18 protein-coding genes are annotated in these 22,221 nt (G+C 41.5%); 16 read left to right on the top strand and 2 right to left on the bottom strand.

The genetic code is table 11. The features are described 5' to 3' along the window. Positions 1–4: 4 nt before the first annotated feature. Complete coding sequence (gene alaS, locus QM408_RS06420; RefSeq protein WP_414373980.1) at positions 5–2,623, top strand: alanine--tRNA ligase; 2,619 nt, start codon at positions 5–7, stop codon at positions 2,621–2,623. A 244-nt stretch (positions 2,624–2,867) separates the two neighbouring features. On the opposite strand, the gene QM408_RS06415 is transcribed toward alaS, so the two are convergent. Then, the gene (locus QM408_RS06415; RefSeq protein ID WP_247932885.1) at positions 2,868–4,322 is read right to left on the bottom strand and encodes an alpha-amylase; all 1,455 of its coding nucleotides are present in this window, start codon (positions 4,320–4,322) and stop codon (positions 2,868–2,870) included. A 177-nt stretch (positions 4,323–4,499) separates the two neighbouring features. On the opposite strand from QM408_RS06415, the gene QM408_RS06410 reads away from it, so the two are divergent. Then, positions 4,500–5,249: an ABC transporter ATP-binding protein gene (locus QM408_RS06410; protein ID WP_153219360.1), complete on the top strand. Its 750-nt coding sequence runs from the start codon at positions 4,500–4,502 to the stop codon at positions 5,247–5,249. After that, positions 5,230–6,864, top strand: coding sequence for a hypothetical protein (locus tag QM408_RS06405; protein ID WP_414373978.1), 1,635 nt, complete (start codon positions 5,230–5,232; stop codon positions 6,862–6,864). Before QM408_RS06410 ends, QM408_RS06405 begins: the two co-directional genes overlap by 20 nt. A gap of 568 nt (positions 6,865–7,432) precedes the next feature. On the opposite strand, the gene QM408_RS06400 is transcribed toward QM408_RS06405, so the two are convergent. Continuing rightward, on the bottom strand, positions 7,433–9,550 hold the full coding sequence (locus QM408_RS06400) for an LTA synthase family protein (protein ID WP_414374033.1): 2,118 nt from the start codon (positions 9,548–9,550) through the stop codon (positions 7,433–7,435). A gap of 149 nt (positions 9,551–9,699) precedes the next feature. Here QM408_RS06400 and QM408_RS06395 point away from each other — a divergent pair, with 149 nt between their 5' ends. From QM408_RS06395 to QM408_RS06335, 13 genes are all read left to right on the top strand, one after another. Next, the gene (locus tag QM408_RS06395; protein WP_203213367.1) at positions 9,700–10,863 is read left to right on the top strand and encodes a class I SAM-dependent rRNA methyltransferase; all 1,164 of its coding nucleotides are present in this window, start codon (positions 9,700–9,702) and stop codon (positions 10,861–10,863) included. Beyond that, positions 10,860–11,537 (top strand): type I 3-dehydroquinate dehydratase, encoded by a 678-nt coding sequence (gene aroD, locus QM408_RS06390; RefSeq protein ID WP_173233364.1) that lies wholly within the window; start codon positions 10,860–10,862, stop codon positions 11,535–11,537. The genes QM408_RS06395 and aroD overlap by 4 nt, the downstream gene beginning before the upstream one ends. Then, complete coding sequence (locus QM408_RS06385) at positions 11,527–12,381, top strand: shikimate dehydrogenase (protein ID WP_218494121.1); 855 nt, start codon at positions 11,527–11,529, stop codon at positions 12,379–12,381. Before aroD ends, QM408_RS06385 begins: the two co-directional genes overlap by 11 nt. 18 nt (positions 12,382–12,399) lie before the next feature. Further along, on the top strand, positions 12,400–13,467 hold the full coding sequence (aroB, locus tag QM408_RS06380; protein WP_020903194.1) for a 3-dehydroquinate synthase: 1,068 nt from the start codon (positions 12,400–12,402) through the stop codon (positions 13,465–13,467). A gap of 9 nt (positions 13,468–13,476) precedes the next feature. Beyond that, positions 13,477–14,643, top strand: coding sequence for a chorismate synthase (aroC, locus tag QM408_RS06375; protein ID WP_023946354.1), 1,167 nt, complete (start codon positions 13,477–13,479; stop codon positions 14,641–14,643). A gap of 9 nt (positions 14,644–14,652) precedes the next feature. Then, complete coding sequence (locus tag QM408_RS06370) at positions 14,653–15,756, top strand: prephenate dehydrogenase (RefSeq protein ID WP_084864902.1); 1,104 nt, start codon at positions 14,653–14,655, stop codon at positions 15,754–15,756. 10 nt (positions 15,757–15,766) lie between these two features. Further along, complete coding sequence (locus QM408_RS06365) at positions 15,767–16,105, top strand: YlbF/YmcA family competence regulator (RefSeq protein WP_000065978.1); 339 nt, start codon at positions 15,767–15,769, stop codon at positions 16,103–16,105. A 452-nt stretch (positions 16,106–16,557) separates the two neighbouring features. Next, the gene (locus QM408_RS06360; protein WP_261082687.1) at positions 16,558–17,019 is read left to right on the top strand and encodes a LemA family protein; all 462 of its coding nucleotides are present in this window, start codon (positions 16,558–16,560) and stop codon (positions 17,017–17,019) included. Positions 17,020–17,037: 18 nt separating this feature from the next. Further along, positions 17,038–18,174 (top strand): TPM domain-containing protein, encoded by a 1,137-nt coding sequence (locus tag QM408_RS06355; RefSeq protein WP_261082689.1) that lies wholly within the window; start codon positions 17,038–17,040, stop codon positions 18,172–18,174. A gap of 120 nt (positions 18,175–18,294) precedes the next feature. Beyond that, complete coding sequence (gene aroA, locus QM408_RS06350) at positions 18,295–19,578, top strand: 3-phosphoshikimate 1-carboxyvinyltransferase (protein ID WP_414373973.1); 1,284 nt, start codon at positions 18,295–18,297, stop codon at positions 19,576–19,578. After that, positions 19,571–20,047, top strand: coding sequence for a shikimate kinase (locus QM408_RS06345; protein WP_049542912.1), 477 nt, complete (start codon positions 19,571–19,573; stop codon positions 20,045–20,047). The genes aroA and QM408_RS06345 overlap by 8 nt, the downstream gene beginning before the upstream one ends. Next, on the top strand, positions 20,044–20,892 hold the full coding sequence (gene pheA / locus QM408_RS06340) for a prephenate dehydratase (protein ID WP_261076832.1): 849 nt from the start codon (positions 20,044–20,046) through the stop codon (positions 20,890–20,892). The genes QM408_RS06345 and pheA overlap by 4 nt, the downstream gene beginning before the upstream one ends. Next, on the top strand, positions 20,889–22,199 hold the full coding sequence (locus tag QM408_RS06335; RefSeq protein WP_265484916.1) for an LCP family protein: 1,311 nt from the start codon (positions 20,889–20,891) through the stop codon (positions 22,197–22,199). The genes pheA and QM408_RS06335 overlap by 4 nt, the downstream gene beginning before the upstream one ends. Positions 22,200–22,221: the final 22 nt, after the last annotated feature.

The raw sequence follows: 22,221 nt of genomic DNA, 5'->3' as shown, positions 1-22,221 counted from the left end.
CAATATGAAACAACTATCTAGTGCACAAGTACGCCAAATGTGGCTTGATTTCTGGGCGACCAAAGGTCACTCTGTAGAACCATCAGTGAGCTTGGTTCCTGTAAATGATCCAACTCTTTTGTGGATCAACTCTGGGGTAGCAACCCTTAAGAAATACTTTGACGGGACCATTATCCCTGAAAATCCACGTATTACCAATGCCCAAAAGGCTATCCGTACCAACGACATCGAAAACGTAGGGAAGACTGCGCGTCACCATACCATGTTTGAAATGTTGGGGAACTTCTCAATCGGAGATTACTTCCGTGACGAAGCCATCACTTGGGCTTATGAGCTTTTGACCAGCCCAGAATGGTTTGACTTCCCAGCTGAGAAACTTTACATGACCTACTATCCAGATGATAAAGATTCATACAACCGCTGGATTGAAGTGGGAGTGGATCCAAGTCACTTGATTCCAATCGAGGACAACTTTTGGGAAATCGGTGCGGGACCTTCTGGACCAGATACAGAAATCTTCTTTGACCGTGGAGAAGCATTTGACCCAGAAAATATCGGTATTCGCCTGCTTGCAGAAGATATTGAAAATGACCGTTACATCGAAATCTGGAACATCGTTTTGTCACAATTTAACGCGGATCCTGCTGTTCCTCGTAGCGAGTACAAGGAATTGCCACATAAGAACATTGATACGGGCGCTGGTTTGGAGCGTTTGGTGGCGGTTATCCAAGGTGCTAAGACTAACTTTGAAACAGACCTCTTCATGCCAATCATTCGTGAAGTGGAGAAATTGTCTGGTAAGGTTTATGACCAAGATGGCGATAACATGAGCTTCAAGGTCATCGCTGACCACATCCGTTCTCTTTCATTTGCTATTGGTGATGGTGCCCTTCCAGGAAATGAAGGCCGCGGTTATGTCCTTCGTCGTTTGCTCCGTCGTGCTTCTATGCATGGTCAAAAATTGGGTATCAATGAGCCTTTCCTTTACAAACTCGTTCCAACTGTTGGAAAAATCATGGAAAGCTACTACCCAGAAGTGCTTGAAAAACGTGACTTTATCGAAAAAATCGTTAAGAGCGAAGAAGAATCATTTGCGCGTACTCTTCACTCAGGTCAACACTTTGCCCAAGGCATTGTAGCAGACTTGAAAGAAAAAGGTCAATCTGTCATTGCTGGTCAAGATGTATTCAAACTTTACGACACTTATGGATTCCCAGTTGAATTGACAGAAGAAATTGCTGAAGAAGCTGGTATGACTGTGGACCGTGAAGGCTTTGAAGCAGCCATGAAAGAACAGCAAGAACGCGCGCGTGCTTCAGCTGTTAAAGGTGGCTCAATGGGTATGCAAAATGAAACCCTTCAAAACATCACTGTAGAAAGTGTCTTCAACTACAATGCTAGCCAATTGTCTTCTAAATTGGTGGCTATAGTGGCTGACAATGCAGAAGTAGAATCTGTATCAGAAGGAACTGCCTCTCTTATCTTTGCGGAAACGCCATTCTATGCTGAAATGGGTGGACAGGTCGCTGACCACGGACAAATCTTGGATGAGTCAGGTAAGGTCGTGGCTACTGTGATAAATGTTCAAAAAGCACCAAACGGACAAGCTCTTCATACAGTTGAAGTCCATGCACCACTTGCCTTGAACCAAGAATATACCTTGACAATTGATACTAATCGTCGTCACCGTGTCATGAAAAACCACACAGCGACTCACTTGCTTCACGCTGCCCTTCACAATATCCTTGGAAACCACGCGACACAAGCAGGATCTCTTAATGAAGTTGAATTCCTTAGATTTGACTTTACCCACTTCCAAGCAGTGACTGCTGAAGAATTGCGTGCGATTGAACAGCAAGTCAACGAGAAAATCTGGGAAGCTCTTGAAGTGAAGACAGTTGAAACAGATATTGACACTGCTAAAGAAATGGGAGCTATGGCCCTCTTTGGTGAGAAATACGGCAAAGAAGTCCGTGTTGTTACTATAGGTGACTACTCTATCGAGCTTTGTGGTGGTACCCACGTTGGCAACACTTCTGAAATTGGTCTTTTCAAGATTGTCAAAGAAGAAGGGATTGGATCAGGAACTCGCCGTATCTTGGCAGTGACTGGTAAGGAAGCCTTTGAAGCCTACCGTGAACAAGAAGATGCTCTTAAAGCAGTCGCAGCAACATTGAAAGCACCTCAAGTCAAGGAAGTACCTCACAAGGTAGAAGGACTTCAAGAACAACTTCGTCAATTGCAAAAAGAAAATGCTGAATTGAAAGAAAAGGCCGCAGCTGCAGCTGCAGGCGACATCTTCAAGGATGTGAAGGAAGTCAACGGTCACCGTTACATTGCTAGTCAAGTATCTGTATCTGACGCTGGTGCCCTTCGTACTTTTGCGGATAACTGGAAACAAAAAGACTACTCTGATCTTCTTGTCCTAGTTGCTGCTATCGGTGACAAGGTCAATGTCCTTGTAGCAAGTAAGACAAAAGACCTTCATGCAGGAAACCTTGTCAAAGAATTGGCACCAATCGTCGATGGACGTGGTGGTGGTAAACCAGACATGGCCATGGCAGGAGGAAGCAACCAAGCTAAGATCCAAGAATTGTTGGATGCAGTAGCAGGTAAATTGTAATCAAGTAATACTCTTCGAAAATCAATTTCAAACAATGTCAGCTTCGCCTTGCCGTAGGTATAGGTAACTGACTTCGTCAGTCTTATCTACAACCTCAAAACTGTGTTTTTAGCAACCTGCGACTAGCTTCCTAGTTTGCTCTTTGATTTTCATTGAGTAAAAAGATCTATCCATTTGGTGGGTAGGTCTTTTTGACTACAAAAAAGCCAAATCCGTTTGGACCTGGCTTGATTATTATGAACTATTAGATTGTATTGGCTACCCAGACACTTACCGAAGCAGCTGAGACTGGGAATTGTCCATAACCTTCCTCATCAATTGTAACTTGACCTTGGTAGTTTTCAAGTAAATCTACAAAGGTTTGGTTAGCCCATTCTTGGCCGACAAACATTGACTTGCTGTTTTCTTGGTCATTTGAGATAAGGACTGCGATTGGGGATTGATTTTCAGCACCTGAACGTACCCAACCGATACAGTTAGGATCATCAAAGTAGTCATTTTGTTCTCCATATGCCAAATCTTTTCGGATGGTTAGGAGGCGGTCAAGGACTTCTTTGAAATCTTGTTGAGCATACTGCCCTGAAATCCCATAGTAGTCTCCGTAAAAGACACATGGAAGGCCGTCTTGGCGTAATAGAATGAGGGCATAGGCTGCTGGTTTGAACCATTCTTCAACAGTAGACTCAAGAGCCTGACCACGTTGGGTATCGTGGTTGTCGACAAAGGTTACAGCCTTGTAAGGTTTGAGTTCAACCAAGCTATCTGTGAAAATACCACGAAGGTCATAGTTTGCGCCAGCTTGACTGGCTTCAAAGAGATTCTGGTGGAGACGAACATCAACAAGGTCGAATCGTTCTTCCGTTTTTTCAAGATAGTCTAGATTGGCTTCCTTGTCAGGATTCCAAAATTCACCAAAAACATAGAAATCTTCACCGTATTTTTCCTTCATATCACGGATAAAATTGCTCATGAAGAAAGAGTCAATGTGTTTAACGGCATCCAAGCGGAAACCAGCTACACCAGTCGTTTCCATGAACCAGTCAGCCCAGTCATAGATATTTTGGATAACTTCAGGATGTTTAAAGTCTAGGTCGGCATACATGAGGTAGTCATAGTTACCGTTTTCATTATCGACCAATTCCTCATTTGCCCACCCCTTGTTGTCTCCTTGAATCAGATAAATGCCAGACTTGCGGCGTTTGGCATCATAGTCTGTACCGGTGAAGTGGTACCAGTGCCAGTGGAAGTCATTATAGGTATCTTGGCGACCATCGAAGGTAAAGCTAGTCCAGCCATTGATGGTGAAGGGTTCTCCAAGTTCAACTGTACGGTCTACAGGATCCACTTCGATAACCTGAAAGGCTTCCATGTGATCGGCCGCAGCCTTGTGGTTGAGCACCACATCGGCCATAGGTTGAATTCCCTGCGCTTTTAGGGCTTGAATAGCTTGAAGATAGTCTTCTTTAAAACCATATTTGGTGCGGACAGTTCCTTTTTGGTTAAACTCTCCTAGGTCAAATAAGTCATAGACCCCATAACCTACATCTTTTTCATTGGTAGCCTTGAAAGCTGGTGGCATCCAGACATGGCTGATACCGAGATCAGCTAGGTGTTGAGCATCTTCAGCCAGATGCGTCCAGTGCTGACCGTCGTGGGGCAGATACCATTCAAAGTATTGCATGAGTGTTTGATTTTGCATGATGTTTCCTCTTACTTGTCAATCTTGTTCTTTATTCTATCATAAAGTATTGCTTAGCTCAAACGTTTGCGTAAAACTGAATAATAAGTTTTTGACTATTTTATATAAAATGTTGATTTTTAAAATGAAAGCGCTATAATTATAGTAAATTACATAGATAAAGAGAGGAGATTTCTCATGATTGAATTTCAAAATGTTAGTAAGTTGTATGGTGATAAAGAGGCCTTGAGCAATCTCAATCTGCAGATTGAAAATGGAGAGATTATGGGCTTGATTGGCCATAATGGTGCTGGGAAATCGACCACCATAAAATCCTTAGTCAGTATTATTTCACCCAGCAGTGGTCGTATTTTGGTAGACGGTCAGGAGTTATCTGAAAATCGCTTGGCTATTAAACGAAAGATTGGCTACGTAGCAGACTCGCCTGACTTATTTTTACGCTTAACGGCCAATGAATTTTGGGAATTGATTGCCTCATCCTATGAGCTAACTAGCTCTGACTTGGAGGCTAGTCTAGCTAGGCTATTGAGTGTTTTTGATTTTGCTGAAAATCGTTATCAGGTTATTGAAACTCTTTCTCACGGAATGCGTCAGAAAGTCTTTGTCATCGGAGCACTCTTATCCGATCCCGATATTTGGGTTTTGGACGAACCCTTGACTGGTTTGGATCCCCAGGCTGCCTTTGATTTGAAGCAAATGATGAAGGAACATGCACAAAAAGGCAAGACAGTCTTGTTTTCAACTCATGTCCTAGAGGTAGCTGAGCAAGTCTGTGATCGGATTGCCATTTTGAAAAAGGGGCATTTGATTTATTGTGGTAAGGTAGAGGACTTGAGAAAAGACCACCCAGACCAGTCTTTGGAAAGTATCTACCTTAGCCTTGCTGGTAGAAAAGAGGAGGTTTCAGATGCGTCTCAAGGTCATTAAAAAATTAGTTGATATCAATATCCTCTATTCATCTCAAGAAGCTAATCTGGCTAATCTACGAAAGAAGCAGGCTAAGAATCCTGGGAAAAAAGTAAATGTTTCCGCTAGAGTCCTAAGTTCTTACATTTTTTCTAGTCTCTTGATGCTTTTCATGTTTATAAATATAGCCTTTCGTTTTCCTTTTGAGGAAATGCCAAGTTTTTTTAGTAGCATGGTTGCTATTTTACTAGTGATTGCCTTTTCAACTTCTTTAACAGCTTTTTACAATGTCTTTTATGAGAGTAAGGATCTGGTCTCCTATAGGCCCTATGCCTTTAAAGAATCAGAGATTATAATCGCTAAAGGACTGTCTGTCCTCTTGCCAGCTCTGCCTGGAATTGTACCAATCCTAGCTTATTTTCTAGTCCTCTATATTAGGCTAGCACCTTCTCTTTGGCTAGGCTTGCCTTTGATGCTACTGTCCTTGATCTTATTATTTGTCTCTGTTACTTTAGTGATGGTAGTGGCAGTACATTTCTTGGCTCAGACTAGGGTCTTCAGAAAGTATCAGTCTATTTTTTCGAATGTGATGATTGGGATAGGAGTTCTCATACCTTTAATATTTGTCTTCTTTCTACAGTCGACTTCTGGACGTATTGTTGACAAAGTTAGAGACATTCCATTTCTCCTTTATCCTATTCATCTCTTTTACAAAATAGCAGTGGAGCCTTTTTCGACAGAAGCCATCCTGGGTCTGCTCGCTTGGATAGGACTAACTCTCTTCTTGCTTTACTTGAGCAAAAAGAAGGTTTTTCCTCGTTTTTATGACGTGATTCTGCTTAACAGTGAGGAGAAAGTCAAGAAAGAACGTCGCAGTAAGGAGAAAATTTCAACTACTAAAAAGGGATTTTTCCGCATGGTTTTACGCTACCACCTCACCCTCTTGGGACAGGGAACTGGCGTGGTTACAGTGCTTTTTACAAGTGCTTTCCTTCCTTATCTCATGATGATTGGTCTGATTTCCAAAATCCGAGATTCTCAGTTAGTCCCAGACATTCATCCTCCATACTGGTTACCCTTGTTTTTTATAGCTCTCTTTATAGCAGTTGTCAATAACAATATCACCAGCCTGCATTCAATTGCCTTGTCCTTGGAGAGGGAAAATGTTGATTTTCTTAAGAGTTTACCCTTTGACTTTGCTCGTTATGTGAAAGTGAAATTTTGGATTATATTTGCTGTCCAGTCCTTTTTACCAATTCTGACGTTACTTGGTCTTTCTCTATATCTAGGCTTGCCCATCCTTTCGATGATTTACCTTCTTGCGACATGGGTCCTTGCCAGTGTCATCCTTTCTTGCTACCATTACTTTAAGGACGTTAAAAATTTGTCAACCAATTGGAGTAACATTACGGACTTGGTGAACCGTTCAAATCGTATAGTAGCAATTGTTTTGATTTTGGTTTATAGTGCAATCTTAATGGCCCTTGTAATAGGGAGCTTATTCTTGGTTCAGTCTCTCGCCCCTGTCCTTGCCATCAGCTTGGGAGTAGGAGTTCTTATCCTCTTGCTAGCTCTTGCTATTTTTGGCTATCATTACTACCTGTCACGTATATTGACAGAAATAGAAAAAAGATGAGCTAGTTGGTCGTTTGCTTGATAAATTCAATTCGACAAACGCTTTTATAGTTTGTTAGAATGTAGTTGTAAATGATTAAGATTGGTAATTAAAAATATAGGGAGGAATGTTTTGAATAAGAAATGTAATATAGTTCTATTATTGTTGTTTATAGTTTATTTATTTGGATATTTTTCAATTTCAAAAACGTTAATTCCTATAATGTGTGTGATCCAAGTGTTTTTGATAGAACATATATTTAGAGTTCGAAATAGAATTATGCAGATAGGTGAAATTTTAATTATTGTTGCTTCTATAATATTATTTATTGATAGTATATTGAGTTTGTAACAAAAGGCTTTTCTATAAAATCAAATTTTCCAGATATCTACTGAAGCTGATTTATCTTCTCTCTATGACTTCTCAACTTTATTCTATTATCTTTGTCACTAAATTTGACAGACACATATTACTGATACAGCCTATCTATCTACAATATCATAGTAAATTTGAGGCTAGTTTCTTCATTGATTTTCGTTGAATTTTATTTTATAAAAAGAAATGCTCCTCCACGATGGAAGAGCATTTTTTATTGTGATTTTGATTCGGTTTCTGCCGACTCTGGGTGGAGTTCTTGGTAACTTGGGGCCTTGAAAAGGTCAGTACTGGTTTTACCTTGTCGTTGGCTAAAGAGGCTAGTTGACTGACTTCCTTTTTCCTGTTCAATCTTTTGCAGAATTGGTAAAGAATTGAGGTAAGAAATACTTTCTGTATCAACTTTTCCAAGATGATCTGCTTGGTAGAAACGTATTAAATCGCCAGTTTGAATCTGGTCGCTGATTTTCAGTTGTTGACTAGCTGCTTGCCGAACGCTTTCCAGTTCAGTCTGAGCTTGTTCATCAAGATTGCTGATTTCAAGACCGCTCTCAGTATAGTAGATTCGTCCGTCGTAACTGGTGTATTTAGGTGTGACGAAGGAATTGGCAGTCCGAAAGGCAACGATTTCTTGGTGGTCTGGTGATAGGAGGTCTTGGCCGACTTGAAGGAAGGAATTGGACTCAATACCAAGGAGGTGTTCGAGAGTCGGTAAGATATCGATTTGTCCACCGTAGGTATTGATGATTTGTCCTTTTTCATAACCAGGCATGACTACCATAAAAGGCACTCGTTGCAACATGGCATTGTCGTAATTCGACCAGTTCTCAGAAGTCTTGCCAATCAAGGATGCCAGGTCAGGATTGCGGGAGTTAGAAATTCCATAATGGTCTCCGTAGATGACGATGATGGATTTTTCATAGAGGCCACTTTCTTTGAGATAGTCAAAGAAGGCCTTGATAGCACTATCCAGATAGTTGGCTGTTTGAAAGTAGCCATTGATGGTTTCATCTTTGGTCTTAGCCAGTGGGAAACCAAGCTCATCGCCTGTTAGATTGCTAGCATAGGGATAGTGATTGGACACCGTGATATACTTGGCATAAAAAGGCTGCTGCAAGTGCTCTAGATATTGGATAGAATCTTTCATCATGATTTTATCATTTAAACCATATTGGAAAGAGTTGCTACTGTCTTGCTTAGTAAAATAGGAAGCATCAAAGAAGTATTGGTAGCCCCATTGCTTGTAGGTTGTATTTCGGTTCCAGAAGGTCCCGATATTACCGTGAAAGACGGCACTTGATTGGTAGCCGTTTTTTGATAGGATAAAAGGCGCTGCCTGCTGGGTATTGGTACCTCCATAGTTGACCATAAAGGAACCTTGGTCAAGTCCAAACAAACCGGTCTCTAGCATGGTTTCTGCATCTGAGGTTTTACCAGCCTTGACTTGGTTAAAGATATTCGAAAAGGCTAGGGTTGCTTGCGAATGGTAGAGTGAATTAAGGAAGGGAGTGACTTCATGCTCAGTTCCATCTATGTTGAGTTTATAGTCAAGAAGAAATTGCTGGAAGCTCTCCAAGTGGAGATAAATCACATTTTTTCCTTTGGCCAAGCCAAAATAGTCTGGATTGGGCTTAGCAGAATGTTCTTGAATATAATCTGTAATAGGTTGAAGATCAGTCTCAGAGGCCTTGGCACGTTCCTTGTTTGCACTGTAGGATTGGTTGGCGCTATAACCTAAAAAGGCTGGCAAACTAAGGGCACGAACAATATAATAATTAGAAAATCCTCGCGACAGGAGATCGGGACGCTCAATTTCAGCCAAGAAAAGGTTAGCTGAAAAGAGCAGGGCCGAGAGAGCAGTGATGGCAACACTGGAGCGGAATTTGAAAGGTCTCCTATCTAGCTGGATGATCTTTTTATAGAGAAGATAAGTCAGCAATGGGAAATCCATAAAATAGATGAAATCCCAAAAGCGCAGTAACTCTAGTTCCGCAGTACCAACAGACACCTTGCTGACCACCTTCATGGTATTAGCCGTGATAAAGTCGCTAAATTCTCGATAGTAAAAGACATTGGAATAGAGCCAAATGAATAAAAGGCTGTAAATAGCTATACTAAGACTGTAAAAGGCCTTGGTTGAGCGAGCATAGAGGGCTAGAGCCAGCAGGAGCAATCCCAAGGGAAGGGGATTGAAAAAAGCGATAAAGGCAAGGTAATTCCCTTGCAGCTTGCCCACTTGAATATCTAAATTGAAGTCAACGGTATAGGCTAATAAGGTTTTGAGCCAATAGAGGATTAAAAGGGTTAGGACAAAACCCAGTCTGGTACCCATGGCTTTTTGGATTTTGTTAAAATTGATTCTCACACAATTACTTCCTAAGTTTTTATTAGTATTAGTATACCATTTTTTAAAACTAGAGTAAAAAAGCAAGGGTAGTTTCTTTTTTGAGAATTGTCACAAAATTTGCTATAATAGTGACTATGAATAGAATAAGAGTCAACAAACGGGTTGAAAAAAAGCTTTCCAAGGGGCTTGTTTTACTAGAAGCTAGCGACCTTGCAGATGTTCATCTCAAGGATCAGGAAGTAGAAGTTCATAGTCAAGATGGAAACTTTCTTGGTACTGCCTACCTTTCTCAGCAAAACAAGGGCTTGGGCTGGTTTGTGAGCACAGATAAGGTGACCTTCAATCAAGCTTTCTTTGAAGCACTGTTTAGACAAGCTAAAGAAAAGAGAAGTGCCTACTATCAAGACGAATTGACAACTGCCTTTCGTCTCTTCAACCAAGAGGGAGATGGCTTTGGCGGTCTGACAGTGGACCTTTATGGCGACTATGCTGTTTTTTCTTGGTATAACTCTTATGTTTATCAGATTCGTCAGACCATCTCAGAAGCCTTTAGACAGGTTTTTCCTGAGGTTTTAGGGACCTATGAGAAGATCCGTTTTAAGGGTTTGGACTATGAATCTGCCCATGTTTATGGCCAAGAAGCACCTGACTTTTTCACTGTTCTGGAAAATGGTGTTCTGTATCAAGTCTTTATGAATGATGGCTTGATGACAGGGATTTTCCTAGATCAGCACGAGGTTCGTGGTAGTCTAGTGGATGGGTTGGCTATGGGTAAATCCTTGCTCAATATGTTTTCCTACACAGCAGCCTTTTCAGTAGCTGCGGCCATGGGAGGAGCAAGCCAGACTACTTCGGTTGACCTAGCTAAACGTTCACGAGAATTGTCTCAAGCGCATTTTCAGGCAAATGCAATCAGCACAGACGACCATCGTTTTATAGTCATGGATGTCTTTGAGTATTTCAAGTATGCCAAGCGAAAAGGCTTGACCTATGATGTGATTGTCCTAGATCCGCCTAGCTTTGCTCGGAATAAAAAACAAACATTTTCTGTGGCTAAGGATTATCACAAGTTGATATCCCAGAGTCTTGAGATTTTAAATCCGGAAGGGATTATCATTGCCAGTACCAATGCTGCCAATGTTTCCCGTCAGAAATTTACAGAACAAATTGATAAAGGCTTTGCAGGAAGAAGTTACCAGATTTTAAACAAATACGGTCTTCCAGCAGATTTCGCCTATAATAAAAAAGATGAAAGTAGTAATTACCTCAAGGTGATTAGTATGAAGGTTAGTAAATGAAATTAATCGTTTCAGTAATGCCAAGAAGTTTAGAGGAGGCCCAGGCTCTGGATGCCACGAGGTACCTGGATGCCGACATCATTGAATGGCGTGCCGACTATCTACCTAAAGAAGCGATTTTGCAGGTAGCTCCAGCGATTTTTGAAAAATTCGCAGGCCGTGAGTTGGTTTTCACATTGCGAACTCGCTCTGAAGGGGGAGAAATCGACCTTTCTCCAGAAGAATATATCCATCTAATCAAGGAAGTGGCGCAACTCTATCAACCAGATTATATTGATTTTGAGTACTACAGCTACAAGGATGTTTTTGAGGAAATGCTGGACTTCCCAAATCTCGTTTTGAGTTACCACAATTTCCAAGAAACACCTGAAAATATGATGGAAATCTTGTCAGAGTTGACGAGCTTAAATCCAAAACTTGTTAAGGTTGCGGCTATGGCTCACACGGAGCAGGATGTGCTAGACTTGATGAACTATACACGAGGCTTTAAAACCCTCAATCCTGAGCAGGAGTATGTAACTATTTCTATGGGCAAGGTGGGTAAGGTCTCTCGTATCACTGCGGATGTGACAGGTTCTAGCTGGTCCTTTGCTAGTCTAGATGAGGCAAGTGCCCCAGGTCAGATTTCCCTAGCTAACATGAAAAAAATTCGGGAGATTTTGGATGAAGCTTGATGGCTATACACGTTTAGCTGCAGTTGTTGCCAATCCTATTAAGCATTCGATTTCCCCCTTTATCCACAATAGGTCCTTTGAGGCGACAGCTACCAATGGTGCTTACGTAGCTTGGGAGATTGAAGCGGCTGACTTAGCAGAAACAGTGGCTAATATTCGTCGCTATCAGATGTTTGGTATCAACTTGTCCATGCCCTATAAGGAGCAAGTGATTCCATATTTGGATGAGCTGAGTGACGAAGCGCGCTTGATTGGTGCGGTCAATACGGTTGTCAATCATAATGGCAATTTAATTGGATATAATACAGATGGCAAGGGATTTTTTAAGAGCTTGCCTTCTTTTACAATTACAGGTAAGAAAATGACACTGCTGGGTGCAGGTGGTGCGGCCAAGTCTATCTTGGCGCAGGCTATTTTGGATGGCGTCAGTCAGATTTCAGTCTTTGTTCGTTCAGTTTCCATGGAAAAAACAAGACCTTATCTAGACAAGTTACAAGAGCAGACAGGTTTTAAAGTGGACTTGTATGCTTTAGAAGATGTTCCCGAACTGCAAGCAAGGATTGCTGGGTCGGATTTACTGGTCAATGCGACAAGTGTAGGAATGGATGGTCAATCATCTCCAGTTCCTGAAAACATTGTCCTATCAGAAACTCTTTTAGTAGCAGATATCATTTACAAGCCTTTTGAAACCCCATTTTTGAAATGGGCCAGAAGTCAGGGAAATCCAGCGATCAATGGTCTGGGAATGTTGCTCTATCAAGCTGCAGAAGCTTTTCAACTGTGGACAGGAAAGGAAATGCCGACAGAAGAGATTTGGCAGTCTTTAACAGAAAAATACCAATAAAGAAAGGGAGATTCTCCTATGAAAATCAGAATCGATATTCCTCATCATCCTTATGATATTCAGATTGAAAAAGGTTGTCTGGCTCAGGCTGGCCAATGGTTGCGAGAACTATGGCAACCACAAAAAGTGGTCATTGTAACAGACAACCATGTAGCTTCTCTTTATGCAGAGAAGGTCAAGCTCAGCCTAGAAGATGCTGGTTTTCAGGTAGCGGTTTTTGACTTTTTAGAAGGGGAAGAAAGAAAGAATTTAACTACTGTCCAGAAAGTCTATGAATTTTTAGTCAAGCAAGGTCTGACTCGTAGCGATGGAATCGTGGCTCTCGGAGGTGGTGTCGTTGGAGACCTGGCTGGTTTTGTAGCCTCTACCTATATGCGAGGTATTCACTTTGTTCAGATTCCGACCAGTTTAACTGCTCAGGTGGATTCGTCTATCGGCGGAAAGACGGGTGTTAATACTCCTTTTGCTAAAAATATGGTAGGAACCTTTGCCCAACCAGATGGGGTTCTGATTGACCCACTTGTTCTTGAAACCCTTGGGAAAAGAGAGTTGATTGAAGGGATGGGTGAAGTTATCAAATATGGCTTGATTGAGGATCCAGAACTGTGGAAAATTTTGACGGAGCTAGATGGTTCTGTAGAGAGCATTCTGGAACATGCAGAGACCTTGATTGAACATTCTTGTCAGGTCAAGCGCAAGATGGTAGTTGAGGATGAGCTGGACAATGGTGTACGCCTTTACCTCAATTTTGGCCACACTATTGGTCATGCTATTGAAGCGACTGCCGGTTATGGCAAGGTCATGCATGGAGAGGCTGTAGCCATGGGCATGGTTCAGATTTCCAAGGTAGCTGAGGAAAAAGGCCTTATGCCAGCTGGTATTACCCAATCTATCACAGAGATGTGCCAGAAGTTTGGTTTGCCTGTTGACTATGAAAACTGGGATGTAGATAAGCTTTATCAAGCTTTGACTCATGACAAGAAAGCGCGTGGCAATACCTTGAAATTGGTCTTGGTACCAGAGCTTGGTTCAGCGACTATTCACCCAGTTTCTCTGGAAGAGATGAAAGACTACTTGGTAAAATAAGGAGAGTGTATGAGATATTTAACAGCAGGAGAATCACACGGTCCTCGTCTGACGGCTATCATTGAGGGAATTCCAGCTGGACTTCCCTTGACAGCAGAGGACATCAATGAGGATTTGAAACGTCGTCAGGGTGGATATGGCCGCGGTGGTCGTATGAAGATTGAGAGTGACCAAGTTGTCTTTACTTCGGGTGTTCGCCATGGGAAGACTACTGGGGCTCCCATTACTATGGATGTCGTCAATAAGGACCATCAGAAATGGCTGGATATCATGTCTGCGGAGGACATTGAAGACCGCCTTAAAAGCAAACGGAAAATCACCCATCCACGTCCAGGTCATGCCGACTTGGTTGGGGGCATCAAGTACCGTTTTGATGATTTGCGTAATTCCTTGGAGCGCTCATCTGCTCGTGAAACAACTATGCGGGTGGCAGTTGGCGCAGTAGCCAAACGCCTCTTGACTGAGCTGAATATGGAGATTGCCAACCATGTTGTAGTATTCGGTGGCAAGGAAATCGATGTTCCTGAAAATCTAACAGTCGCTGAGATTAAGGAACGAGTTGCCCAGTCCGAAGTTTCTATTGTTAACCAAGAAAGGGAACAGGAAATCAAGGACTATATTGACCAAATCAAGCGTGATGGAGATACCATCGGTGGGGTTGTCGAGACAGTTGTCGGAGGTGTTCCAGTTGGTCTTGGTTCCTATGTCCAATGGGACAGAAAATTGGATGCCAGACTTGCCCAAGCAGTTGTCTCTATCAATGCCTTTAAAGGGGTTGAATTTGGTCTTGGCTTTGAAGCTGGTTACCGCAAAGGTAGCCAAGTTATGGATGAGATTCTCTGGTCTAAAGAAGACGGCTATATTCGCCGTACCAACAATCTAGGGGGCTTTGAAGGTGGTATGACCAATGGGCAACCGATCGTTGTTCGTGGAGTTATGAAACCCATTCCTACTCTCTACAAACCACTCATGAGTGTGGATATTGAAACCCATGAACCCTACAAGGCAACAGTGGAGAGAAGTGATCCGACCGCTCTTCCAGCAGCCGGTGTGGTCATGGAAGCTGTTGTGGCAACGGTTCTGGCACAAGAAATCCTTGAAAAATTCTCATCAGACAATCTAGAGGAATTAAAAGAAGCGGTAGCCCAACACCGAGATTATACAAAGAACTATTAAGGAGTTCCTATGGCAAAAACAATCTATATCGCAGGTCTTGGTTTGATTGGTGCCTCTATGGCACTTGGTATCAAACGTGATCATCCAGATTATGAAATTTTAGGTTATAATCGCAGTCAAGCTTCGAGAGATATTGCTTTGAAAGAAGGCATGATTGACCGTGCAACAGATGATTTTGCCAGTTTTGCTCCTTTAGCAGATGTCATCATCCTTAGCTTGCCAATCAAACAAACCATTTCCTTTATTAAGGAATTGGCTGACTTGGACTTGAAAGAAGGTGTGATTATTTCAGATGCCGGTTCGACCAAGTCAGCCATCGTAGATGCGGCGGAGCAATATTTGGCTGGCAAGCCTGTTCGCTTTGTCGGGGCCCATCCCATGGCTGGTAGTCATAAGACAGGAGCAGCTTCTGCGGATGTCAATCTCTTTGAAAATGCCTATTATATCTTCACACCTTCGAGCCTGACAAGTCAGGATACGCTTGAGGAAATGAAGGATCTGCTTTCAGGTCTTCATGCCCGATTTATCGAGATTGATGCCAAGGAGCATGATCGAGTGACTTCTCAGATTAGCCATTTTCCTCATATTCTGGCTTCCAGTCTTATGGAGCAGACCGCGGTTTATGCTCAAGAACATGAGATGGCAAGGCGCTTTGCGGCCGGTGGTTTTCGAGATATGACTCGGATTGCGGAAAGCGAGCCGGGTATGTGGACTTCCATTCTTTTGTCCAATCGTGAAACTATTCTGGATCGAATTGAGGATTTTAAGGAACGTTTAGATGAGGTTGGACAAGCCATCAGCAAGGGAGATGAAGAGCAGATTTGGAACTTTTTCAACCAAGCGCGTGAGCAGCGTCAGGCTATGGAAATCCATAAGCGTGGTGGTGTGGACAGCTCTTATGACCTCTATGTCGATGTTCCCGATGAAGAAGATGTCATCTTGAGGATTTTGGAACTACTACGAGGAACTTCCTTGGTCAATATTCACATCAATGAGGAAAACCGTGAGGATATTCATGGGATTCTACAAATTTCATTTAAAAATGCTCAAGACTTGGAAAGAGCTGAGCACCTCATAACAGAAAACACCGATTATACAGTCGTTATCAAATAAGGAGAAAATCATGTCAAATATTTACGATAGTGCAAACGAACTTAGTCGCGGTCTACGCGAATTACCAGAATACAAGGCTGTCAAAGCAGCTAAAGATGCTATTTCAGCAGATGCTGAGGCAAGCAAAATTTTTACAGAATATGTTGCCTTTCAAGAGGAAATTCAAAAACTAGCACAGACAGGTCAAATGCCAGATGCTTCCTTCCAAGCGAAAATGGAAGGCTTTGGCAAGCAGATTCAGGGGAACAGCCTCTTGTCAGAATTCTTTACCAAGCAACAACAATTGGCAATTTACCTTTCTGACATTGAAAAAATTGTTTTTGAACCAGTTTCAGAATTGCTAAAATAAGAACATTATTTTGTTCATTATTTATAGGTGTTTTCTTAAGCGTATGATTATTATTGGTAACTACTGTATTAGTTAGAGTTATTAGCGTGGTTCGTTTAAGAATGACTGTGGGGATGAATATCTTTACTAATAAACAAAATACAAAACAAATTAAATAGGCTATTGAAAATCATAACTAAAATACAAAACGAAATTGAAAGCTTATAACTGTTATTTTCTACTTCAATTGATAAGTTAGAAATTTTTGATGAGATAATAAATATAGAAACAACTATGAAAGAGAATGAAATTTTTGTTATCGATAAATAGTAGATAAATGATGAACAATAGAAAATAGGAAAAAATATGTCAAAAAATTAATTGCTCTAATAGGAGTTCCTGTAGGAATTATCTTCATCAGTATTATAGTGTTGGCAGGTTCGTACAATAGTCTTGTTAGCAAAGATGAATCTGTGAAACAAGCTAACTCGAAGATTGAAGTGGCACTTCAACGTAGAGCTGACTTAATTCCAAATGTTGTAAATTCTGTAAAAGGATATATGAAGCACGAAGAAGACATCTTTACAAAGATTGCGGATGCTCGTTCTAAGATTGGCTCAGGAAATACAGAAACAAAAAATGAAGGGGAGAGCGAATTAACTTCTGCCATTTCTCGATTGCTAGTTGTTCAAGAAAATTATCCTGAGTTAAAAGCTGACACACAAGTGTCTTCTCTAATTTCAGAGCTTGAGGGAACTGAAAATCGTTTGTTTGTCGCTCGTAAAGATTATAATGATACTGCAACAGAATATAATAAGACCATTAGACGTTTTCCTACTAGTGTGATAGCTAGTTTGTTTGGTTTCCAAAGAGCTGAGTTAATTGAAGCAGAGAAAGATGCAAAGGTTGTCCCTAAAGTCAATTTAACTGATTAGTCTTGTGGGGGATCTCCTATGAAAAAGTTACTTTTACTCTTAATTACCCCTTTATTCTTTTTTACGCCTCTGGTAGCGGCTAATATAGCTGTTCCAGATCGTCCTTTAAACGGTATTTACGATCCTAACGGTTATTTAACCACTAGTGTTGCAGAAACGTTAGAGAGTATGAATGCTGGGAGTGAAACCCAAGTGGGTATTTATATTGTAGATACCCTGGACGGTTCCAGTATCGAAGAGGTAGCCAATGAGGTTGCACGCAAATGGAAAGTTGGGAAACAAGATTCCAACAGTGGAATTTTAATTGCTATTGCTATAAAGGATAGAAAGTTTCGTATTGAAACATCCAACGAAGCAGCAATTTGGCTTACTGACTCTATGGCCAGTTCCTTACTAAATGATTCTAAGCCATACATGAAAGAAGGGAAATATACTGATGCCCTTAACAAAATTCTAGTAGGCATTTCTAAAGCGGAGTCTAGAAAAGCTGAAATCATAAACAAGAAGGAAAATAATCGACTTCCAAAAAGCTATGAAAAATCATTAAAAAAAAATGAAGGCTTTAGTAAGTACTTCGATTACATTCCGTTTCCGATATTGTTCTATCTGTTGTTCTTTCTTTTACTAAGTTTAGCAACGTGGATCAAGTACTTAAAAAGATGCCGCTTTTCTAAGTATGAGTACGAGGGAAAAGGCAAGCTGTATCCAGATTTTCCTGACTTTGTACCTAATGATACGTGGACTGAAGAACGTAAATCTGACTATAAAAAAAATAAGCGTTTAATTAGGTCTCAATATCAGTACGAAGGATATAACAAACTCTATCCAGACTCAAAAGGTTTTCTACCTAATGACACTTGGACTACATTACTTATAGAAGCATACTACGCAGAAGTTGAAAGAAAGCATCTAGATAGGCTTAATCGCTCTCAATATTCTTATAATGGAAAGGGGAAACTCTACCCAAACGATAACGATTTTGTGAGGAATGCTTCTTGGACTTCCGAGCTCACAAAAAGCTACTATGCTTCACAAAGAGCACAGTCAGATTCTTCTTCCTCTAGATATGATTCTGGTAGTTCTAGTTCATCTTGGTCTTCAGATGATTGGGGTGGCGGTGGATTTGATGGTGGTGGTTCTTCAGATAGTTGGTAAATTGAAAATGAAAAGAATTGCTAAAATAAGAAAATAACTATCATAAAGTCAGAAATTTTTAAGGAATTTCTGGCTTTTTATGATAAAATAGGTAAAAGTATTGCAAGTATGAGGTCCAGTATGAAACTAAAAACAAACATTAGCCACTTATATGGCAGTATCCGAGTTCCAGGTGATAAGTCTATCAGCCACCGTTCCATTATCTTTGGAAGTTTGGCTGAGGGTGAGACCAAGGTTTATGATATATTGCGTGGTGAGGACGTGCTCTCAACTATGCAGGTTTTTCGTGACCTTGGTGTTGTTATTGAGGATAAAGACGATGTGATCACTATTCAAGGTGTAGGTATGGAAGGATTAAAAGCGCCCCAAAATGCCCTTGATATGGGAAATTCTGGAACTTCGATTCGCCTGATTTCAGGTGTTCTTGCTGGTGCAGACTTTGAAGTAGGAATGTTTGGAGATGACAGTCTTTCCAAACGTCCTATGGATCGTGTGACCCTTCCACTGAAAAAAATGGGTGTTAACATTTCAGGGCAAACTGAGCGAGACCTGCCTCCCCTTCATTTAAAAGGGACGAAAAACCTAAGACCTATTCATTATGAGTTGCCAATTGCCTCTGCCCAGGTTAAGTCAGCCTTGATGTTTGCGGCCTTGCAGGCACAGGGGGAGTCTGTTATTATCGAAAAAGAGTGCACTCGTAATCATACGGAAGATATGTTACAACAATTTGGTGGTCATTTAAGTGTGGAGGGCAAGAAAATCACAGTTCAAGGACCACAAAAATTGTCAGGACAAAAGGTGGTTGTTCCAGGAGATATTTCCAGTGCAGCCTTTTGGTTGGTCGCAGGTTTGATTGTTCCAAACTCTCGTGTGGTGCTTAAGAATGTGGGCATCAACGAAACGCGTACTGGTATTATTGATGTCATTCGTGCCATGGGTGGAAAACTAGAAATAACTGAAATTGCTCCAGTCGCTAAATCTGCTACCTTGACTGTTGAGTCTTCTGATTTGAAAGGAACAGAGATTGGTGGCGCTTTGATTCCACGCTTGATTGATGAATTGCCAGTTATCGCTCTACTTGCGACCCAAGCCCAAGGTGTAACAGTTATTAAGGATGCTGAGGAACTCAAGGTCAAGGAAACAGATCGCATTCAGGTTGTGGCAGACGCTTTAAATAGCATGGGTGCGCATATCACACCTACAGCTGATGGAATGATTATCAAAGGAAAATCAGCACTTCACGGTGCTAGAGTCAATACTTTTGGAGACCATCGTATCGGCATGATGACAGCTATCGCGGCCCTCTTGGTTGCTGATGGAGTAGTGGAGCTTGATCGTGCAGAAGCCATCAATACCAGCTATCCTAGCTTCTTTGATGATTTGGAGAACTTGATTCATGGCTAAGGTATTACTCGGATTTATGGGGGCTGGCAAATCGACTATTGCAAGAGGTTTGAACCCAGACTACATCGATATGGATGCCTTAATCGAGGAATGTTTGGGCATGTCCATTGCTGATTTTTTCGCTGAAAAGGGAGAAGCGGCCTTTCGTCAGGTAGAATCAGAAGTCCTAGCTGATTTACTACAAAGAGACCAAGTTGTGTCAACTGGTGGAGGAGTGGTCGTTTCTCAGCGAAATCGTGACTTACTAAAGACAAATTCTGATAATATCTACCTGAAAGCTGATTTTGAAACCCTCTACCAACGAATATCAACTGATAAGGACAATCAGCGTCCGCTTTTTCTAAATAATAGCAAGGAAGAATTAGCAGCTATTTTCCAAGAAAGACAGGCTTGGTATGAGGAAGTGGCTAGTCGGATTTTGGATGTGACCGAGCTAAGCCCAGATGAAATTATAGAGGAACTGAGATGAAAATTGCTTATCTAGGTCCCAAGGGATCATTTTCACACCACGTTGTGCAGACAGCTTTTCCTCATGAGGAATTGCAGGCCTTTGCTAATATTACAGATGTCATCAAGGCCTATGAGCAAGGTTTGGTGGACTATTCTGTGGTGCCAGTTGAAAATTCTATCGAGGGTAGTGTTCATGAAACCTTGGACTACCTTTTTCATCAGGCTCGCATTCAAGCAGTTGCAGAAATCGTTCAGCCTATTCATCAGCAGTTGATGGTGGTTCCAGGCCATACTAAGATTGAAAAGATTTTTTCTCATCCACAGGCTTTGGCTCAAGGAAAGAAATTCATCGATGAACAATATCCAGAGGCCCAAATCGAGGTGACTGCTAGTACAGCCTATGCGGCCCGCTTTATTTCCGAACATCCAGACCAGCCTTATGCAGCCATTGCACCAAGAAGTTCTGCAGAAGAATATGGCTTGGAACTGATTGCTGAGGATATTCAGGAAATGGAAGCTAATTTCACACGTTTCTGGGTTTTGGGAGCTGAAGGTGCAGCCATTCCCTTGCAAGCACAAACTGAGAAAATGAGTTTGGCCTTGACCTTACCGGACAACCTTCCCGGTGCCCTCTACAAGGCTCTTTCGACCTTTGCTTGGAGAGGAATTGACCTGACAAAAATTGAAAGTCGGCCACTCAAGACAGCACTGGGAGAATACTTTTTCATTATTGATGTGAACTATGCTGATGAGGACTTGGTCCACTTTGCCCAAAAAGAATTAGAAGCGATTGGAATCCAGTATAAAGTACTGGGCGCCTATCCTATTTATCCAATATCAGACCATGGAAAGGAGAGAAGATGAGCAAAGAAAATCCTTTAAGCCATCACGAGCAGTTGCGTTATGACTATCTTTTTAAGAACATTCATTACCTCAATGAGCGAGAGAAAAAAGAGTTTGCTTACCTGCAAGGTAAGTTAAATATGGCTAGTGGTAGTGAAGTTTCTCCAGAAATTCATAATGGAAATCATGATATGGAAGGGTCTTTCATGGAACCAATCAATCAGTCTCCTCTTCCATCCTATGGTAACCGAAGTCGTGCAAAAAAATACCAGAAAAGCCATTCTCTTCCAAAGGTTAAGTCCAAGAAACGTAAGATTCGTTGGGGGCGTATTTTTGCAGGATTGCTTGCTCTTCTAGCCTGTGTCGGTTTTGGTATGATTTTTATGTTCCTAAAAGGTTATTCAAATGCGGATCCAACCAAACCTGCCAATGCTAAGGCAGCTCAAGTAGAAGTTTTTCATGGTCAAGATACCAAGGATGGGGTCAATATTTTGATTATGGGGACGGATGGACGGATTGGCCAGAACAGTGCTGAGACGAGAACGGACTCGATTATGGTTCTAAACGTTGGTGGCTCAGATAAAAAAATCAAGCTGGCCAGCTTTATGCGTGACAATTTGGTTTATATAGACGGATACAGTCAAGTCATTAATGGTAGAAAGCAATCCGATAATAAGTTGAATGTGGCCTATGAGTTAGGGGAACAAGAGGGGCAAAAAGGGGCAGAAATGGTTCGAAAAGTCCTAAAAGACAATTTTGACTTGGACATTAAGTACTACGCTTTGGTAGACTTCCAGGCCTTCGCAACTGCTATTGACACTCTATTTCCTGATGGTGTGACGATTGATGCCAAATTCTCAACCTTAGAAGGTCAACCTTTAACCGAAGCTACAGTCGGAGATGATTTACATGCTACGGAAACAGAGTCACCAACCCAGACTATTAAAGTTGGGAAACAGCAGATGAACGGTTCAACCTTGCTAAATTATGCTCGCTTCCGTGATGATGACGAAGGTGATTATGGTCGTACCAAGAGACAACAGCAAGTGCTGACAGCTGTTCTGCAGCAACTCAAGGATCCAACCAAACTTTTTACTGGATCAGAAGCACTTGGTAAGGTCTTTGGCATGACCTCTACGAATGTTCCCTATAGTTTCTTATTGACCAATGGTTTATCCTTCCTAGATGGAGCGCAAAATGGCATTGAGAGATTAACAGTTCCAGAACTAGGTGATTGGGTCGATGCCTATGATGTCTATGGAGGACAGGCACTCTTAGTAGACCAAAATAAATATCAAACCAAGCTATCTCAAATGGGAATGAGATAAGATAGAAAAATCAAAGTTTGAA

The organism is Streptococcus mitis (assembly GCF_047464965.1).
Classification (GTDB): domain Bacteria; phylum Bacillota; class Bacilli; order Lactobacillales; family Streptococcaceae; genus Streptococcus; species Streptococcus mitis_DU.
Note: the sequence above shows the minus strand (reverse complement) of the source record. Positions and strands in the feature narration are given on the sequence as shown.

Coding starts and splice junctions, on each gene's coding strand:
- pheA (WP_261076832.1), top strand. CDS start 20,044: ATGAAAATTGCTTATCTAGGTCCCAAGGGATCATTTTCACACCACGTT.
- aroC (WP_023946354.1), top strand. CDS start 13,477: ATGAGATATTTAACAGCAGGAGAATCACACGGTCCTCGTCTGACGGCT.
- QM408_RS06405 (WP_414373978.1), top strand. CDS start 5,230: ATGCGTCTCAAGGTCATTAAAAAATTAGTTGATATCAATATCCTCTAT.
- QM408_RS06415 (WP_247932885.1), bottom strand. CDS start 4,322: ATGCAAAATCAAACACTCATGCAATACTTTGAATGGTATCTGCCCCAC.
- QM408_RS06410 (WP_153219360.1), top strand. CDS start 4,500: ATGATTGAATTTCAAAATGTTAGTAAGTTGTATGGTGATAAAGAGGCC.
- QM408_RS06345 (WP_049542912.1), top strand. CDS start 19,571: ATGGCTAAGGTATTACTCGGATTTATGGGGGCTGGCAAATCGACTATT.
- alaS (WP_414373980.1), top strand. CDS start 5: ATGAAACAACTATCTAGTGCACAAGTACGCCAAATGTGGCTTGATTTC.
- aroB (WP_020903194.1), top strand. CDS start 12,400: ATGAAAATCAGAATCGATATTCCTCATCATCCTTATGATATTCAGATT.
- aroD (WP_173233364.1), top strand. CDS start 10,860: ATGAAATTAATCGTTTCAGTAATGCCAAGAAGTTTAGAGGAGGCCCAG.
- QM408_RS06365 (WP_000065978.1), top strand. CDS start 15,767: ATGTCAAATATTTACGATAGTGCAAACGAACTTAGTCGCGGTCTACGC.
- QM408_RS06395 (WP_203213367.1), top strand. CDS start 9,700: ATGAATAGAATAAGAGTCAACAAACGGGTTGAAAAAAAGCTTTCCAAG.
- QM408_RS06335 (WP_265484916.1), top strand. CDS start 20,889: ATGAGCAAAGAAAATCCTTTAAGCCATCACGAGCAGTTGCGTTATGAC.
- QM408_RS06400 (WP_414374033.1), bottom strand. CDS start 9,550: ATGGGTACCAGACTGGGTTTTGTCCTAACCCTTTTAATCCTCTATTGG.
- QM408_RS06385 (WP_218494121.1), top strand. CDS start 11,527: ATGAAGCTTGATGGCTATACACGTTTAGCTGCAGTTGTTGCCAATCCT.
- aroA (WP_414373973.1), top strand. CDS start 18,295: ATGAAACTAAAAACAAACATTAGCCACTTATATGGCAGTATCCGAGTT.
- QM408_RS06355 (WP_261082689.1), top strand. CDS start 17,038: ATGAAAAAGTTACTTTTACTCTTAATTACCCCTTTATTCTTTTTTACG.
- QM408_RS06370 (WP_084864902.1), top strand. CDS start 14,653: ATGGCAAAAACAATCTATATCGCAGGTCTTGGTTTGATTGGTGCCTCT.